Consider the following 14,634-nt stretch of genomic DNA (forward strand, 5'->3'; position numbering starts at 1 on the left):
AGACAGACTTCGTGTAAAAAGTTATCTTTTTTTATGAGTCGAATGAAGGAACAATGAAAATATTGTAGAAATATTGTAAAGGAATGAGGCTGGAAAAGGAGTGTAAGAGAATGACTGAAACGCTCGATGGCGCAGAAGATATCAGAAAATTAGAAAAAGAGAACGAATATTTGCGAACAGAGTTGATGCAGCAAAAAATGCTGTTAAATAAGACGTTAGATGCCATTTTCATATTTGATCAACACCTCAATATTATCCAAGCCAATGAAGCGACATGCAGGCTTGTACAGACATCGAAAGAAGACCTCCTCAATAAATCCGTTCTAGATTTCCTATACGGCATCCCGAAAGACAAAATTGAATGCTCCCTTGATTTATTTTTTCGTAAAGGAACATTAAGAAGAGAAATTTCCATTCAGCTTGAAAACGGTGAAACAAAATACATTGAATTTGTCGCAGAGCATGATGTCTTGAATCAGCAATATATAGTGGTCATGCGAGATATTTCCTCAAAGAAAATATTAGAACGAGAACGATCCATGAATGAGCAGTTGTTCAAAGATTTGTTTGACCGAGCCATTGACGGCATGGTCATTTTTGATCAGGATGGCTGCATAATCGACGCCAATCACTCTTTTTGTCAGAGCTTTGAACTGCAAAAGACGGATTTAACCGATCGTTATTTAAATGAATTTGTCGAAGATGAAAATCTTCCAGCCTTGCAGCACCTTTTAACGTCACTGAAAGAAACAGGGAAAGCCAAGGGAGAACTTCCCGTTACCCTTCAATCTGGCCAGTACAAATTATTCGAGCTCACCATCACATCAAATGTGATGAGCGGTTTTTATATGTCCATCATGCGGGATATTACAGAAAAAAGGTTAATGGAAGAGAAGTTGTTAAAAAGTGAGGAACGCTTTAGAGAAATTTTTGAAAATGCAATGGATGCGATCATCATATGGGCGGATGATGGAGAGATTGTGAGAGCCAATGAATCAGCTTGCCGCATTTTTGAATTGCCTATGCATTCACTGATTGGCAAAAAACTCACAGACTTTCTTGTGAAATCTGATCGGAGATATAGACCGACTAGAAGACGATATATTCGGAATCATGAGATAAGGGAAGAACTTTTGTTCAGAATGGCAAATGGTCAGTTTAAAGAGCTCGAGTTTACATCAAAGCATGCGGTATTAGAAGGACAGCACTTAACCATTTTACGTAATGTGAGTGATCGAAAAAGGATGGAGGAGGAGCTGCGCGAAAGTGAGCTCAAATTCCGTAAAGTATTTAATGGATCAATGGACGGCATTGTTCTTTTTGATAACCAATACCGCATTATCGAAGTCAATCCATCCGCAAGCGAGCTGCTCGGGTTGAAAGATGATCATTTAACGGAAATGAATCTATTCCATATCCTTGCGCCTTATGAAATTGAACATTTGGCACAGCCTGCCCAGGCGATGTCATTAGATGAAATGGACAATGAAGTGCCGTTTGTGCTGAACCATCCAGATCAGCGGATATTGGAATTCTCTTTTAAACGTAACATTATTCATAATATGAATTTGGCGATCTTTAGAGATGTGACAGAGCGGAAGGAATTAGAAGAGCGGGTGAGAAAATCAGATACCCTTCATGTGGTCGGAGAGCTTGCCGCTGGAATTGCGCATGAAATTAGAAACCCGATGACAGCATTAAAAGGCTTTATTCAGCTGTTAAAAGGAAATATAGAAGGGGAGTATTCGCTCTATTTCAATGTCATCACTTCAGAGCTGAAAAGAATTGAATCGATCATCACCGAATTTTTGATTTTAGCGAAGCCACAAGCTATCGTATATGAAGAAAAAAATGTCGTGCAAATTGTGAAAGACACGATGGATCTGCTACACGCACAGGCGAACCTTGGCAACGTTCAAATGCATCTCAATGTAATGGATGAGATTCCGCTCATTTATTGTGAACAAAACCAATTAAAACAAGTCTTTATTAACATTTTAAAAAATGCAATTGAAGTCATGCCGAGAAAAGGAAATGTCTATGTGAGCATTCAGCGGAAGGGCGAAGAGCATATTGTCATTTCATTGCGGGATGAAGGCTGCGGAATGGCAGAGGACAAGCTGAAGCGTTTAGGGGAACCATTTTATACGACAAAAGAAAGAGGAACTGGACTTGGCTTAATGGTTAGTTATAAAATTATTGAAGAGCATCAAGGAACCATTGAGGTAGAAAGTGAGGAAGGGGTAGGAACCGTCTTCCATCTCACGCTGCCACTTAGGCAGAAGAAACAAGAAGGAGAGCATTAACGTGTATTATACCGTCTATCACGCACCAATTGGGGCATTATACATACTAGAAAAAGACGATGCCATCATCGAGGTGATGTTTGATGATGAGCCGTTTTTAGAAAAAAAGCAGGAAGCCAATCTAAAAGAAGAAGAAACGTCTGTATTACAAGAAGCGAAAAAGCAGCTGGATGAATATTTCAAGGGGGAGCGCCAAGTATTCGATCTCCCGCTCAAGCAAAAGGGAACTTCGTTTCAAGAGCAAGTGTGGGAAGCACTTTCGACTATTCCGTATGGTGAATCAAAAAGCTATGCAGACATTGCAGAAGCGATTGGTAACCCAAAGGCAGTGAGAGCGATTGGACAAGCCAACAGACGCAATGCATTACCTATTTTTATTCCCTGTCACAGAGTGATTGGAAAAGACCGTTCTCTAACGGGCTATGCAGGAACGAAGACAGACATGAAAGCGGTTCTGCTTGAATTAGAAGGTATCCCATTTGTTCAAAAATAAATCGATTGACCTGTTCCAAATGTTTTCCAAGCAACATATCCTTTTATTAAGCTAAAAAAGTTGGTTGAGGGAAAAAGGAGGGCGCTAGGGAATGTTTTGGGACAAAAAGAATAAAATGTATGCCATCACATCACTATGTGTCAAAATGAACGTTTTGACAGAAGAACAGAAAAAAGAAATCTTAGCAAAAACGAATGAAATAAAAAAGCGCGGTGCTCTTAAATAATAAGTACACGGCGCTTTTTTTATGATCAGAGTGAGATGCTTTCATTGAACAGAGCATCAATCTCTTCTGTATAATTCGACGTGATAATCCCTTTCTCTGTAATAATCCCTGAAATGAGATGGTGAGGAGTGACATCAAAGGCGGGATTGAATACCTGAACATCAGGCGGTGCAATTTGGACGCCGTTAAATTCCTTTACTTCCAGCGGGTCGCGCTCTTCAATTGGAATATCTGCCCCGTCTTTGGTTGAGACATCAAAGGTAGAGAGCGGTGCAGCTATAAAAAACGGAATTTGAAAATGCTTGGCTAAAATAGCAAGATTTAACGTGCCAATCTTATTTGCAGTATCTCCATTACGGGCAATACGATCTGCTCCAACTATAACAGCAGAAATTTGCTTTTCTTTCATCGTATGGGCTGCCATATTATCTGTAATGAGCGTCACATCTACGCCGCCTTGCATGAGTTCCCATGTTGTCAGCCTAGCCCCTTGGAGAACAGGGCGTGTTTCACAGGCATAAATGTGAAGATCGAGATTTTTCTTTTTGGCTAAATAGAATGGAGCAAGGGCTGTTCCGTAACGGCTCGTGGCGATAGAGCCTGCATTACATATGGTCATAATCCGATCACCCGATTTAAAGAGCTGAAGTGCATTTTGACCGATTTGTCTGCATGTTTCTTCATCTTCAATTTGAATTTGAATGGCTTCATGGACAAGGTCTGTTTTGGCTGCATTGACCGAGGCTGCACGCTCAATGCGCTGCAATAATCGCTCTAATGCCCAGGCTAGATTCACAGCGGTTGGACGAGCACTGTTTAAATATTCTTTGATCTGAATGACTTCTTGTTTAAACACAACAATATCTTCTGTTTCAATGTCTTGGGCACTGAGCGCCAGTCCAAAAGCTGCTGTGATGCCAATGGCAGGTGCTCCCCGCACTTTTAACGTGACAATGGCATCATACACGTCTTCTTTTGTATATAGATGTTCAAATACGGTTTCTGCCGGTAATTTTTGCTGATTCAAAATGTTAATATGGTTTTCTTCCCATTCGACAGAACGGGGGACTTCAAATTCTTTAGACAAAACCCGTCACTCCTTTACAGATTGCTGGAATAATGCGACGAGGTCAGACGCTGTTTCCACTGCATGATATTGTTTGATGAATGTTTTTCCGAGCGTAAGTGCTGCTTTTTTCTGCTGAATCCGTCTAGATGGTGATGGAATTGCATCGAGATCAGCGGCATGGGCAAGACCGATCGTTCGGCGGACAAGCTCACAGCCCGCAAATCCTGTCGCTTCTTTTAAAATACGGTCAAAGGTTGTTTCTAAAAAGCTGTCAGATACACTAAATGCTTCAATGCTGTCTTCTTTCCAAGCTTTTGCGAACACTTCTTTGAAGGTCGCCCATACATTGACGACATGGTCAAAAAGGTGCTGTTGATCATGTTCATTCTCACGAGACAAAGCATTTAGGAACAGGTTAGCGATAAAGTGACCGATATCGAATCCGAAGGGACCATAAAAAGCGAATTCTGGATCAATGATTTTTGTTTCCGTCTCACTTGCAAAAATACTGCCTGTATGAAGATCTCCATGAACTAATGTTTCGGCAGATGTCAGGAAAATACGCTTCAATTCAGCTGCTTTTGCCTGCACTTCAAGATCTGCCCAAAGCGCTTTGGCAGCTTCTCTTAATTCTTCTTCGAAATCATTTGTGCCGCTATCAAAGAAAGGATCTGTGAAGACGAGCTTTTCGGTAATGTCACAAAGGTCCGGATTCGTAAATTGCTTTACAAATTGTTTTTTGATTTTAGGATTTGTGGCAAAGTCAGAAGTGTAAAATAACGTTTTTCCTAAAAATTCTCCGACATGGTCAGATAAATGCGGATATTGTTTTCCGGCAATTAGCCCTTTTCTGACGATTTCTAGGTGTGATAGATCCTCCATTGCCGTCACAGCAAGAGCTGTATCTGAATAATAGACTGCTGGTACGAGGTGCGGCGTATATTCTGACTGCTTGATCAGGGCAGCACTTTCGATTCTCGCACGGTCTAATGTAAGCGGCCAGCTCTCTCCGACCACCTTGGCGTAAGGCAGTGCCTGCTTGATGATCAAACCTTTTTCTTGTTTATGATCAAAAATATGAAAGACATAATTTAAATTCCCGTCACCGATTTCCGTACATGTCAAATGACTGCTTTCTTGGATCAAGCCAAGTCTAATTGCGAGTGCAACTGCCGAGCTTTCTGTTAATTCTTCATATGATGCCGTAAGTGTAACCAATTGCTTCCCCTCCAAATCATATAAAAAAGCCTCTTTCTCCTGAGAGAAAGAGGCTTGATGTTGTGTATGCTCAAAGCCTCTCTTATCTCTCAGCACATACGTCTGATGGAATTAGCACCGTGCCCTATAAGACAATTGTCTTGGCGCTTACTTGCTGCGCCCCACTTCACAGTGGTATTAACGGTCGGTTGCTGTTGGGGTCAAAAGGCCAAATCCCTCGCCCAACTCTCGATAAGAGAAATCAATATGTAATTGTTTCGTGTTTGTTTGCATTTCTTAATTCAAGATATTATCAGAGCTGCGCTTCACATGTCAATCCTTTTTCGAAATTGCTTTACAATTCGTAAAACAATCCATTACAGTGTTTGTATTGCTATGTAACTTGAATAGAAGGTGAAGAAAAATGGAATTCCAGCATTCAGATGTACTGAAACAATTACCGACACAATTTTTTGCAACCCTTGTCCAAAAGGTTCAGAAAAAAGTGCAGGAGGGCGCAGATATGATTAATTTAGGGCAGGGAAATCCTGACCAGCCAACGCCCGCGCACATTGTAAAAGCCATGCAGGAAGCGGTATTAAAACCTGAAAATCATCAATACTCGTCATTCCGCGGAACAGCGAAATTAAAAAAGGCTGCCGCTGCCTTTTATGAAAGAGAATATGGTGTCACGCTTGATCCGATGACGGAAATTGCGATTTTATTTGGCGGGAAAGCGGGACTTGTTGAGCTGCCGCAATGCCTGCTGAATCCGGGTGACACACTTCTTGTTCCAGACCCAGGTTATCCTGATTACTGGTCAGGTGCCGTGCTTGCTGGAGCTCAGATGGTGACGATGCCGCTTCTTGAACAAAATGATTTTTTACCTGACTATGAAAGGTTGCCTGAGGATGTTAAGGAAAAGGCAAAGTTGATGTATTTAAATTATCCCAACAACCCGACAGGTGCCACGGCAAGCCGTTCATTTTTTGAAGAAACCGTTACATTCGCAAAAGATCACAAGCTCTGTGTTGTCCATGATTTTGCTTATGGCGGCATTGGGTTTGATGGGGAAAAGCCGATCAGCTTTTTGCAAACAGATGGAGCGAAAGAGACGGGGATTGAAATTTATACATTGTCTAAAACGTATAATATGGCCGGCTGGAGAGTAGGTTTTGCAGCAGGAAATCCATCTGTTATTGAAGCGATTGAGCTTTATCAGGATCACCTGTTTGTTTCACTGTTCAAAGCCACTCAAGATGCAGCAGCGGAAGCTTTGTTAAGCGACCAAACGTGCGTACAGGTGCAAAATGAACGATATGAGAATCGGCGAAATGTGTGGATTGCTGCCTGTAAGGAGATTGGCTGGGAGGTCACTGCACCAAAGGGGTCGTTTTTTGCTTGGCTAAAGGTGCCAGAAGGGTATACATCTGAATCTTTTGCTGGCGTATTATTAGAGAAAGCGCATGTGGTTGTGGCACCGGGAAATGGGTTTGGTACTCACGGTGAAGGATACGTGAGAGTCGGACTTTTAACAAATGAGGAGCGGTTAAAAGAAGCCGCCCGGCGAATCGATGCCTTGAATCTGTTTGAAAATAAGCCATTGACAACATGAATAAACGGTGCGATAATTCAGACAATATTTAAGAAAATTGAATATTCTTATCAAGAGTAGGCAGAGGGACTAGCCCAATGAAGCCCGGCAACCGACTTCCATGAAGCACGGTGCTAATTCTTGCAGCAAGCGCTGAGAGATAAGATTCGGATGAATGACACGAAACAACCTCTTTCAGGCGCTGATAAAGCACTTGAAGAGGTTTTTTTATTGACCATATGCATGACGCAATCGAAAGGGGATTCCTAGTGAGTGAATTACTGGCAACATACGTATTAACACATCGAGAGGATGAACAAGTGAACCGAAAAGCGGAGCAGATCGCGCTTGGTCTAACAGTTGGATCATGGACGGATTTGCCGCAGCTCAAAAAAGAGCAGCTTCAAAAGCATAAAGGCCGGGTAGAAAAGGTATCAGAAAAGTTTGCTTCAGCCGAAAATGGCCTATATCAATCTGAGGTGACCATTGCTTATCCTGAGGCTAACTTTTCAGCGGATATACCGGCCGTTTTGACGACGATCTTTGGAAAGCTTTCACTAGATGGAAAAGTGAAGCTAGTCGACATTCAATTTTCAGATAGATTGAAAAGAAATCTGCCAGGACCGGTATTTGGAATTGATGGCATACGAAAAAAAATAGGCGTGTTTGATCGACCTTTGTTGATGAGTATTTTTAAAGGTGTCATTGGACGTGATATGGCAGATTTAAAAGAACAGCTCCGTTTACAAGCATTAGGCGGTGTTGACTTTATCAAAGACGATGAAATTTTATTTGAGAGCCCGCTAGCCCCTTTTGAAGAGCGAATCAAAGAAGGAAAAAAGATATTAAAAGAAACATATGAAGAAACAGGGCACCGAACGCTATATGCCGTTAATTTAACAGGCAGAACCTTTGAACTGAGGGATCGAGCAAGAAAGGCAGCTGAGCTTGGAGCGGATGCCCTCTTATTCAATGTCTTTGCCTACGGGCTAGATGTCATGCAAAGCTTAGCTGAGGATCCAGATATTCGATTGCCTATTATGGCCCATCCCGCAGTAAGCGGTGCTTTGACATCATCGCCTGAATATGGATTCTCCCATTCTCTTCTTTTAGGTAAATTAAATCGATATGCTGGCGCTGATTTAAGTCTTTTTCCCTCACCGTATGGGTCGGTCGCACTTCCGAAAAAAGATGCCTTTGGAATCTATGAAGCTTGTGTAAAAGAGGATTCGGTTCAAAAAACGTTCCCAGTCCCGTCAGCAGGGATTCATCCTGGAATGGTTCCAGTATTGATCAAAGATTTTGGACTTGATCATGTGATAAATGCTGGCGGAGGAATTCACGGCCATCCGCGTGGAGCCATTGGCGGAGGGAAAGCATTTCGATCGATCATTGATGCGGTGATACATGGAGAGTCGATCCAAGAGAAGGAAGCTTCTTGCCAAGACTTAAAAGCAGCACTTGAACTATGGGGAAGGGTAGCAGAATAAATGAAAAAACCAATTGTATGTTGTGATTTTGATGGAACCATTACGAAAAATGATAATATCATTCGCATCATGAAACACTTCGCACCAAGTGAATGGACGAAGCTGAAGGACGATGTTCTCACAAAGGAGATCACCATTCAAGAAGGCGTCGGGCAGATGTTTCAATTACTGACGAGTGATCAAAAAGAAGCCATTCAATCGTTTATTTTAGAAGATACAGAGATTCGAGAAGGATTCAAGCAATTTGTTGATCATGTAAAAAAGGCTGATATTCCCTTCTATGTGCTAAGCGGCGGGATGGATTTTTTTGTTTATCCCATACTCGAGGGCATTGTGGATAGAGACGATATTTATTGCAATCATGCCTCATTTGGGGAAAAGTATATTCAGATTGAATGGCCGCATGCCTGCGGTTCGCAGTGTCAAAATGGCTGCGGCTGCTGCAAGCCGTCAATCATTCGGGAGCTGACCAGTGAGAATGACTTCATTATCATGATTGGGGATTCAGTCACCGATGTGGAGGCGGCAAAGCATGCGGATCTCACATTTGCGCGTGACTACTTGCTAAACGAATGTAAAAAGCTCGGGCTTGTTCATGAAGAGTTTGAAACATTTATTGATCTTAAAGCACAATTTGATCAAATAAAGGAAGTGAAGAAATGGCAGACGCAATGAACAAGCGCTGGCAGGAGCTAGCTGACGTCAAACGTGAACTGGCACAAAGAGACTGGTTTTACGGAACAAGCGGCAATTTATCAATCAAGGTGTCGGATGATCCAATCACGTTTTTGGTGACGGCAAGCGGCAAAGATAAACGAAAAGAAACAGATGAAGACTTTGTTTTAGTAAATGCAGCAGGTAAGCCTGTTGATCCTGACGAACCGCTTAGACCATCAGCTGAAACACTGCTTCACACGTACGTGTATGAACGGACGAAAGCAGGCTGCTGTCTGCATGTCCATACAATCGATAATAATGTAATCTCTGAGCTGTATGGGGATAAGGGCGAGGTTCGTTTCAAAGGAAACGAAATCATCAAAGCGCTTGGTTTCTGGGAAGAGGATGCAGAAGTATCATTACCGATTATTGAAAATCCAGCCCATATTCCGCAACTTGCAGCACAATTTGCAAAGCATCTCACTGAAGAGTCGGAATCAGGTGCTGTGCTCATTCGAAATCACGGCATCACAGTCTGGGGAAAAACAGCCTCTGAAGCAAAACGAGTATTAGAGGCGTATGAATTTTTGTTTAGCTACTACTTAAAATTAACGCTTTATCAAAAGCAGCTTGTCACATAAAAAGGAGGAAAAGCACATGGCGACGATTTTGATTCATAATGAAGAGAACACATTACTTGAAAGCGAGCAAGAGGTAGCAGCCTATTTAGAAAATCAAGGGGTCATTTATGAACATTGGGATATTGCAAAGCTGCCAAACCGATTAGCAGAAAAGTATGATTTAACAGATGAGGAAAAGGAAGAGATTTTGACTGTTTTCCAAAAGGAAATCGAGAGTATATCTGAAAAACGAGGATACAAAGCGCAGGATGTGATTTCACTATCTTACGCCACACCAAACCTAGATGACCTGCTCCAAAATTTTCAGCGTGAGCATCACCATACAGATGACGAAGTACGCTTTATCGTAAGTGGTCATGGAATCTTTGCCATTCAGGGGAAGGATGGCGTCTTTTTTGATGTGAGACTGAATCCTGGTGATTTAATTTCTGTTCCGCCGCATATTCGTCACTACTTTACACTTCAAGAGGATCGAAAAGTGGTCGCAGTTCGCATATTTGTCACAACTGAGGGCTGGGTGCCAATTTACGAGGAAGAAACGGTTTAATGACAGGAGCTGATCATTCCGCATGAGGCGGAAGATCAGCTTTTTTTTAGGAAAATAGGTATAAAATGAGAAAGAAAATAGTTGATTTTGAGCTTCTGCATAGGATAAAATTCTGTTTAATCCATGTGTCAGTCCTGCCCAAATTTGAAGTTTACCCCCAAATAAGATTGGGTAAGAGGTCTTTAGGCTGTAAAAAATTAAATAAAATAAGCATATTTAATTTAATTTACAAATAAAGTATAATTTTGGTGTCGGATCATTTTGAGCACAGACAGTCGAATTTATTGCGGGAGCTGAGATCATGAATAGTTATGTAAGAAAAGAACAATTGCTAATGTCAATTGATGAGAAGAGAAAACAGATGGTAGAAGCTGCTCAAGCAGAAGGCTACACTGGTGAGACGACAATTAAATATAGTCAAGAACTGGACAACCTGATGAATGAGTATCAGTATCTTCTTTTTCATGAGAAACAATCTGTTGCAACCTTTCATGATCTTGTCTCTCAAATGAGCCTTCTATCTGTGAACCGTCCCTCTTATTGACATGAAAAAACCGGTCTTGCCTAAGCAAAACCGGCTGAATGTTTCAGCTATGCTGAGTGAGCAGAAGGAAGCATGATCATGACGGTTGTTCCTTTATTCACTTCGCTCTCGATATCAATTGTTCCGCCATACATCGAAATGATTCGTTTACACACGACTAGTCCAAGACCTGTCCCTTTTTCCTTCGACGTAATAAAAGGGAGGAAGATATGTTTTAACATTTCTTCTGGTATGCCCTCGCCTGTATCTTTCACTTTAATAATGACATGTTCTTTTTCAGCCTCAATCAAAATCTTCAAATGACCGCCATTTGGCATCGCTTCTAACGAGTTCTTCGCTACATTTAATACGACTTGTTTAATGTGATCCTTTGTGCAATATACCCCAACATCTTGAATCGTATTAATTTGCAAATCAACCTCAACATTATAAAGGTTCGCCTCAGAGAAAACGATCGGCATGATCTCACTTACAATTTCTTTTACAGAGTTATTCTGCCATTTTTCTGCCGTTGGTTTCCCTAATACAAGAAACTCACTGACGATTTGGTTGATTCGTTTAATTTCTTCTTCAATGACAGAAAAATAGAGCTGATCTTCTTCAGAGTGATACTTCTTTTGCAAAAGCTGTATAAATCCACTAATCCCTGTTAATGGGTTGCGAATTTCGTGTGCCGTACTTGCTGCGAGGGTCCCGATTAATTCAAGCTTTTGCGCTTCATTTTGGTGACGCTCCTGCTGGGTTTGCCGCCTTAAAATGATATATTGAACAAGTGTGAATAAAATATTTAATAAAATAAAAGCACTGGATAAGGGGATCAGCATAACAGACAGCACTTCACCTGTAGAAGCACGCTGCGGATAGACCTCCAGCTTCCAGCTGTTTTCATCTAAATATGTAGACACGGTACTGCCATTTTCTGATGCTGGCTGTGGACCACTTGTAAACACGACATGTCCATTTTGATTCAGCATCTTAAAATGAAGATCAGGGTTCAATACATTCATAATATTTCTTAAATAATCAATTTGAATGGCGGCGACTAGTACATTGGTGACTTCTTCGTTTTCATCCAGCACAGGCACACAAATGGAAAGAATCCGCTGTTTTGTAATTCGGCTCACATAATTATCTGTGATCACCGTCTGCTTGGTCACTTGAATGCGCTTAAAGTAATCTCTGAATGATAGGTTGATTTTTTCCTTTAACGGTGTGGTGCTTACTGTTACATTTCCTTTTTTGTCTAGGAGATACAGACCCGAAAAACGAGGTTCTTGTTTATAGATTTTCTCTAGGATGTTTTGTACTTTTTTCGTCTCGAGAGGCTGGTCAAATCCCATGGCAAGTGAAGTTAATCTCGCTTCTGTTTCACTAATTAAATAATTCATTTGGTTTTTGTGAATATTTAACATAAGTGTAGCAGTTTGTTTGTTTTTTAAGTCGATTTTTTCCGTTTCTTTTTCGTAGATAAAATAACTAATGATTAGGGTTGGAATCATGACCAAAATAAGGTACAGCCTGATCTTCTTCCAAAACCCTTTCAATATACTCATCATTCATCGCTCCAACGTATTACCTAATAGACTTATTATAGCATTGAACCTATCTTTATTACGATGACTTGTGTGATTTTTAAAAAATTAGGTGATTCGTTCTGGTCTCATTTTCATGCTAAAGATAGATCAAGATGTTGACATTTTACTTATTGTTTATTAATGTCACATTAGTGGGTTGCATTTCATAAAGGATGATAAAAAAATGGAAAATCATAATGTTGAAAAATCTTTGAAATTATTTATTGTATTATCACGTGCCTATCGCTCAATTAATCATCACATGAACAAACATATTGTGAAGCACGGGCTGAATCCGACTGAATTTGCAGTATTAGAATTACTGTATCATAAAGGGGATCAGCCACTTCAGCAAATCGGTGATAAGATTTTACTTGCAAGCGGCAGCATCACGTATGTGGTCGATAAATTGGAGAAGAAAGAACTCCTCAGTCGTAAGGCCTGTGCAGAAGACCGGAGGGTCACATTTGCACATATTACCGAGCAGGGACGAGCTTTGCTTGATGATATCTTCCCAGATCATGCGAAAGAAATTCATGAGATGATTAGTGTCCTGAGCGAAGAAGAGAAGGATGCCTGCATTGACATGCTTAAACATGTGGGACTGCGTGCAAAACATTTATATGATCATAAAGAATAAATAAAAAAGGAAGCCGAGGGCTTCCTTTTTTATTTTGCTTTTTTCTCGATCGGTAAAATAAGTACTTCTACGCGCCGGTTTTTACTTCTGCCTTCTGCTGTATCATTTGAAGCGATAGGCTTAAATTCACCGAAACCTTTTGTACTAAAGTTCTCTTGGTTTAAATTGCTGTTCTCAAGAAGAATACTCAAAAAGTTTACAGCACGTATGGCACTTAAATACCAGTTGGATTCAAAATCTGAATTTCTGATTGGTACATTATCAGTATGTCCGCTAATGACGATGTCACGAGCGGGGTTAATGACGAGTAGTTTTGAGATTTCCTTTGCTAACGGGACATCTTGAGGACGAATAACCGCCCGGCCAGAATCAAAGAAGATACTGTCTTCTATCGTAATGAGCAAACCTTCGTCCGTGAGCTTTGTTTCGAGCTTAGCTCCAAGTTTCTTATTGGCAATGAAGGAATCCACTTGCTTTTTGACCTTTGTGAGAACGGCATGATCTCGAGCTTTTGCTTTCGCTTCTTCATCTTCTTCTTCAGCTGCTTTTTTGGTCTGGTTGCTATTTTCAGTTTCTTCAGTACTTTGCATGCTGGTTTGATCCATGACACCAGTACCGCCCGTAAAGACGACATTAAAAGACTTGGCCATCTGTTCATACTTTGCCGCATCAATCGAACTAGATGCAAAAAGCACAATGAAGAGAGCGAGCAGAAGCGTCAGAAGATCGGCATAAGGGATCAGCCAAGATTCATCTACATGGTCATCGTGATCATGTTTTTTACGTTTCCTAGCCATTTTGTTTTTCTCCTTCTTCAATGACAAGATTTGCACGTTCTTTCGCTGGTAAGTACATGAGAAGTTTTTGTTCAATCACTTTTGGAGATTGACCTTCAAGAACAGAAAGAATCCCTTCGATCATAATCAGACGAAGTTTTACTTCTTCCTTTGATTTACGCTTTAGCTTGTTGGCAAATGGATGCCATAACACATACCCAGTAAAAATCCCAAGAAGTGTGGCAACGAAGGCTGCACTGATTGCATGTCCAAGTGCTTCAATATCTCCCATGTTAGCAAGTGCAGCAATAAGTCCGACAACGGCGCCAAGTACACCAAGCGTCGGAGCGTATGTACCAGCTTGTGTAAAGATTAATGCACCTGACTGATGTCTTTCTGACATGGCGTCAACTTCTTCTGTTAAGACGTCGCGAATAAATTCTGCACTTTGACCGTCAACCGCCATGCTTAAGCCGTTCTTAAGAAAATCGTCATCTACTTCCTCAATGCTAGCTTCTAATGCCAAAAGACCTTCACGACGCGCAATTTGTGCCCAGTTTGAAAAAAGAGGGATCATTTCTTGAATCGTTGGAAGCTTGTTGTCTTTGAAAATTTTGCCGAACAATTTTGGTGTTTTCTTAATTTCACTAGATGGGAATGCGATGACAACAGCTGCAATCGTCCCAACCACAATGATCAATATAGCCGCTGGGTTGATAAGAGCGGTTAGACTTACACCTTTCAAAACCATACCGACACTCAGTGCAATAAATGCTAAAATAATACCAATTAACGATGTTTTATCCATTATCTCACCAAATCCTTTAACTATCTTTTTCTATAGTTAATATCGGTGTCTTCTAGAAGGGTTTTAGTCTGA

Annotated in this window: 15 protein-coding genes and 2 riboswitches; of the genes, 10 read left to right on the forward strand and 5 right to left on the reverse strand. The window is 41.0% G+C overall.

Annotated features, from left to right (window positions below; translation table 11 throughout):
• Nucleotides 1-110 precede the first annotated feature (110 nt).
• The 3 genes from ACQYAC_RS00570 to ACQYAC_RS00580 all read left to right on the forward strand — a co-directional run bounded on the left by ACQYAC_RS00570 (nt 111) and on the right by ACQYAC_RS00580 (nt 3,025).
• Nucleotides 111-2,306, forward strand: a complete 2,196-nt coding sequence (locus tag ACQYAC_RS00570; RefSeq protein ID WP_429942548.1) for a PAS domain S-box protein — start codon at nt 111-113, stop codon at nt 2,304-2,306.
• A 1-nt stretch (nt 2,307) separates the two neighbouring features.
• Complete coding sequence (locus ACQYAC_RS00575) at nt 2,308-2,799, forward strand: methylated-DNA--[protein]-cysteine S-methyltransferase (protein WP_144462200.1); 492 nt, start codon at nt 2,308-2,310, stop codon at nt 2,797-2,799.
• A 91-nt stretch (nt 2,800-2,890) separates the two neighbouring features.
• Entirely contained in the window at nt 2,891-3,025 is a 135-nt protein-coding gene (locus ACQYAC_RS00580) for a hypothetical protein (protein ID WP_257474522.1), read from the forward strand.
• A gap of 25 nt (nt 3,026-3,050) precedes the next feature.
• Here the strand turns inward: ACQYAC_RS00580 and mtnA are convergent, their stop codons facing one another.
• On the reverse strand, nt 3,051-4,112 hold the full coding sequence (gene mtnA / locus ACQYAC_RS00585) for an S-methyl-5-thioribose-1-phosphate isomerase (protein ID WP_429942549.1): 1,062 nt from the start codon (nt 4,110-4,112) through the stop codon (nt 3,051-3,053).
• Nucleotides 4,113-4,118: 6 nt separating this feature from the next.
• Entirely contained in the window at nt 4,119-5,312 is a 1,194-nt protein-coding gene (mtnK, locus tag ACQYAC_RS00590) for an S-methyl-5-thioribose kinase (RefSeq protein WP_429942550.1), read from the reverse strand.
• A 79-nt stretch (nt 5,313-5,391) separates the two neighbouring features.
• Nucleotides 5,392-5,550: riboswitch (SAM riboswitch) on the reverse strand.
• A gap of 165 nt (nt 5,551-5,715) precedes the next feature.
• On the opposite strand from mtnK, the gene ACQYAC_RS00595 reads away from it, so the two are divergent.
• The 6 genes from ACQYAC_RS00595 to ACQYAC_RS00620 all read left to right on the forward strand — a co-directional run bounded on the left by ACQYAC_RS00595 (nt 5,716) and on the right by ACQYAC_RS00620 (nt 10,764).
• Nucleotides 5,716-6,906, forward strand: coding sequence for a pyridoxal phosphate-dependent aminotransferase (locus tag ACQYAC_RS00595; RefSeq protein WP_429942551.1), 1,191 nt, complete (start codon nt 5,716-5,718; stop codon nt 6,904-6,906).
• 44 nt (nt 6,907-6,950) lie between these two features.
• Nucleotides 6,951-7,052, forward strand: a riboswitch (SAM riboswitch).
• 102 nt (nt 7,053-7,154) lie between these two features.
• A complete protein-coding gene (mtnW, locus tag ACQYAC_RS00600) occupies nt 7,155-8,375 on the forward strand; it encodes a 2,3-diketo-5-methylthiopentyl-1-phosphate enolase (RefSeq protein ID WP_429942552.1) in 1,221 nt (406 codons plus the stop codon).
• A complete protein-coding gene (locus ACQYAC_RS00605) occupies nt 8,376-9,050 on the forward strand; it encodes a 2-hydroxy-3-keto-5-methylthiopentenyl-1-phosphate phosphatase (protein ID WP_339165636.1) in 675 nt (224 codons plus the stop codon). It abuts the gene before it with no gap.
• The gene (locus ACQYAC_RS00610; RefSeq protein WP_339165638.1) at nt 9,035-9,673 is read left to right on the forward strand and encodes a methylthioribulose 1-phosphate dehydratase; all 639 of its coding nucleotides are present in this window, start codon (nt 9,035-9,037) and stop codon (nt 9,671-9,673) included. Before ACQYAC_RS00605 ends, ACQYAC_RS00610 begins: the two co-directional genes overlap by 16 nt.
• A gap of 16 nt (nt 9,674-9,689) precedes the next feature.
• A complete protein-coding gene (locus tag ACQYAC_RS00615; protein WP_429942553.1) occupies nt 9,690-10,220 on the forward strand; it encodes a 1,2-dihydroxy-3-keto-5-methylthiopentene dioxygenase in 531 nt (176 codons plus the stop codon).
• 301 nt (nt 10,221-10,521) lie between these two features.
• Nucleotides 10,522-10,764 (forward strand): aspartyl-phosphate phosphatase Spo0E family protein, encoded by a 243-nt coding sequence (locus tag ACQYAC_RS00620; RefSeq protein ID WP_058014153.1) that lies wholly within the window; start codon nt 10,522-10,524, stop codon nt 10,762-10,764.
• Between the two features lie 47 nt (nt 10,765-10,811).
• Here the strand turns inward: ACQYAC_RS00620 and ACQYAC_RS00625 are convergent, their stop codons facing one another.
• Complete coding sequence (locus tag ACQYAC_RS00625; RefSeq protein ID WP_058014152.1) at nt 10,812-12,317, reverse strand: ATP-binding protein; 1,506 nt, start codon at nt 12,315-12,317, stop codon at nt 10,812-10,814.
• A gap of 205 nt (nt 12,318-12,522) precedes the next feature.
• Here ACQYAC_RS00625 and ACQYAC_RS00630 point away from each other — a divergent pair, with 205 nt between their 5' ends.
• Nucleotides 12,523-12,978 carry a MarR family winged helix-turn-helix transcriptional regulator gene (locus ACQYAC_RS00630; RefSeq protein ID WP_003211701.1) on the forward strand — a complete coding sequence of 152 codons (456 nt, stop codon included), beginning with the start codon at nt 12,523-12,525 and terminating at the stop codon, nt 12,976-12,978.
• Between the two features lie 29 nt (nt 12,979-13,007).
• On the opposite strand, the gene motB is transcribed toward ACQYAC_RS00630, so the two are convergent.
• Both motB and motA read right to left on the reverse strand, forming a co-directional pair.
• Nucleotides 13,008-13,775 (reverse strand): flagellar motor protein MotB, encoded by a 768-nt coding sequence (motB, locus tag ACQYAC_RS00635; RefSeq protein ID WP_058014151.1) that lies wholly within the window; start codon nt 13,773-13,775, stop codon nt 13,008-13,010.
• Nucleotides 13,768-14,562 (reverse strand): flagellar motor stator protein MotA, encoded by a 795-nt coding sequence (motA, locus tag ACQYAC_RS00640; protein WP_003212085.1) that lies wholly within the window; start codon nt 14,560-14,562, stop codon nt 13,768-13,770. The genes motB and motA overlap by 8 nt, the downstream gene beginning before the upstream one ends.
• Nucleotides 14,563-14,634 lie beyond the last annotated feature (72 nt).

Source organism: Bacillus sp. MM09(2025), assembly GCF_050496725.1.
Classification (GTDB): Bacteria; Bacillota; Bacilli; order Bacillales; family Bacillaceae; genus Bacillus; species Bacillus pumilus.

Bases quoted from the DNA above. Each gene is read 5' to 3' on its own strand.
- ACQYAC_RS00570 (WP_429942548.1), top strand. From the start codon at position 111: ATGACTGAAACGCTCGATGGCGCAGAAGATATCAGAAAATTAGAAAAA.
- ACQYAC_RS00580 (WP_257474522.1), top strand. From the start codon at position 2,891: ATGTTTTGGGACAAAAAGAATAAAATGTATGCCATCACATCACTATGT.
- ACQYAC_RS00595 (WP_429942551.1), top strand. From the start codon at position 5,716: ATGGAATTCCAGCATTCAGATGTACTGAAACAATTACCGACACAATTT.
- ACQYAC_RS00605 (WP_339165636.1), top strand. From the start codon at position 8,376: ATGAAAAAACCAATTGTATGTTGTGATTTTGATGGAACCATTACGAAA.
- ACQYAC_RS00610 (WP_339165638.1), top strand. From the start codon at position 9,035: ATGGCAGACGCAATGAACAAGCGCTGGCAGGAGCTAGCTGACGTCAAA.
- ACQYAC_RS00615 (WP_429942553.1), top strand. From the start codon at position 9,690: ATGGCGACGATTTTGATTCATAATGAAGAGAACACATTACTTGAAAGC.
- ACQYAC_RS00620 (WP_058014153.1), top strand. From the start codon at position 10,522: ATGAATAGTTATGTAAGAAAAGAACAATTGCTAATGTCAATTGATGAG.
- ACQYAC_RS00625 (WP_058014152.1), bottom strand. From the start codon at position 12,317: ATGAGTATATTGAAAGGGTTTTGGAAGAAGATCAGGCTGTACCTTATT.
- ACQYAC_RS00630 (WP_003211701.1), top strand. From the start codon at position 12,523: ATGGAAAATCATAATGTTGAAAAATCTTTGAAATTATTTATTGTATTA.
- motB (WP_058014151.1), bottom strand. From the start codon at position 13,775: ATGGCTAGGAAACGTAAAAAACATGATCACGATGACCATGTAGATGAA.
- motA (WP_003212085.1), bottom strand. From the start codon at position 14,562: ATGGATAAAACATCGTTAATTGGTATTATTTTAGCATTTATTGCACTG.